The 1,892-nt window shown below is 47.8% G+C and carries 1 protein-coding gene; it reads left to right on the forward strand.

Annotation, left to right across the window (positions count from 1 at the left end; all coding sequences use genetic code 11):
* Window positions 1-563 precede the first annotated feature (563 nt).
* Window positions 564-1,856, forward strand: coding sequence for a group II intron reverse transcriptase/maturase (gene ltrA, locus AB6E52_RS22945; protein ID WP_372134421.1), 1,293 nt, complete (start codon window positions 564-566; stop codon window positions 1,854-1,856).
* Window positions 1,857-1,892: the final 36 nt, after the last annotated feature.

Below are 1,892 nucleotides of genomic sequence, written 5' to 3' on the forward strand. Positions count from 1 at the left end.
TTGTGCGCCGAGCATGGCGTTGATCTAGGAGGTGAAAGTCCTCTACGGGCTCAGTCGAGCGAGAACCGTTAGCCTATGCAAGGGTGTTCACCGTGAGGTGAAATCTGAAGGAAGCAAATGGCAAAACTTGGTTGTGACGAACAGAAATCTGATAGTAGGTCATTACAACTTGGGCAACCTAGCAATAGATAGAATAGCCCGATGCCTCGACGGGAAGTGTGTAGTGATAAATCAGGCACGGCCAAGGGAAAGAGCAACGTCTTACCTCGGGAGATCTTATTACTTGTCTCGATAGAGACTAATACAGCAGCGATGCGGTATGACGAGCAATAAGAAGTCAGCAGAAGGCATAGTACCTTAAGGAAGTACAACTTAAGGGAAGGCCCGAACTGAATATATCAAGAAGCAGTCACTAGACACTCAATCATGTGGGGTCATAGCAAGATGAAAACCATCTCTACGTCCCAATGGGCGATACAGCAAGTAAAGCTCATGGTGATGAAGAATGACAAGCATGATTGGCGTAAACAGGAGGACGAGTCTTGGTGATCTCAACGTCGTTGATGGAGCAAATCTGCTCTTCAACCAACTTGAATCAAGCTCTACGAAGAGTGAAGAAGAACAAAGGATGTGCAGGTGTCGACAAACTCGACATAGATGCGACTATCTCAACACTTCGACAGGCTTCAAATGGGCAAGCGCTTCGCCAGAGTCTTCTGGAAGGAAGCTACCAACCTCAACCGGTACTTGGTGTAGAAATCCCTAAACCTAGTGGTGGCGTAAGGCAACTAGGTATCCCAACCGTGCTTGATAGAGTTGTCCAACAGGCAATGACCTCAGTACTGTCAGATATCTATGACCCCAAGTTCTCCAATAGCAGTTACGGATTTAGACCAAACCGCAGTGCGCACCATGCATTAACGGCAGCCAGTCATTACATCCGAGAAGGTCGAGGTTATGTTGTAGATATCGACCTAGCGAAATACTTCGACACAGTGAATCACGATAGACTGATGTACAGACTGTCACAGGACATCAGTGATAAACGAGTGTTGAAGCTCATCAGGTTATATCTACAGGCAGGCATAATGCGAAACGGGATGGTTGAACAGAGACAAAGAGGGACACCACAGGGTGGACCATTATCCCCGTTGCTATCCAATATCGTATTAGATGAACTGGATAAAGAGTTAGAGCGCAGAGGGCATAAGTTCTGTCGATATGCAGACGACTGCCAAATCTATGTTCATAGTGAAGAAGCCGCTTATCGAGTTAAAGAGTCGATAACGGAGTTCTTGGAGCAAAAGCTGAAGCTCACGGTAAATCGAGAGAAAAGTGGTGCGACAAGAGTGACAGAGCGGACTTACTTAAGCCACCGCTTCGGGATAGATGGAACAATCCATCTATCGAAGGCAGCACAAACTCAAATGAAGAAGCGAGTGCGGCAGATAACGAAGCGAAACCGAGGGCGAGAGTTGCAAGCAGTCATAGCGGAATTAACTCAATACCTAAGAGGTTGGCAACACTACTTCAAACTCGCCATACGGAAAAGCAGCTTGCAGCGCTTAGACGAATGGATACGGCGACGGCTACGATGTTACCGCTTAAAACAACGCAAACGCAGATACGGCATAGCGACATGGTTACAACAACAAGGTGTAACGGAGCGCAATGCGTGGAAGGTAGCGATGTCAGATAAAGGGTGGTGGCACTTGGCCTTAACGCCGCAGTTAAATCACGCCATGCCAATAAAATGGTTCGAGGAGTTGGGCCTGTACTCATTGGGAGATGGGTATGAGTCACTGAAAATATATTCGGAACCGCCGTATGCGACCCACGCTTGTACGGTGGTGTGAGAGGACGGAGGCCGTGAGGCCTCCTCCTACTCGATT

This window comes from Vibrio sp. 10N.247.311.13 (assembly GCF_041467595.1).
GTDB classification, from domain to species: Bacteria; Pseudomonadota; Gammaproteobacteria; order Enterobacterales; family Vibrionaceae; genus Vibrio; species Vibrio crassostreae_C.

What these genes read in the sequence shown, in the direction of transcription:
- ltrA (WP_372134421.1), top strand. Translation starts at nt 564, where the DNA reads ATGGAGCAAATCTGCTCTTCAACCAACTTGAATCAAGCTCTACGAAGA.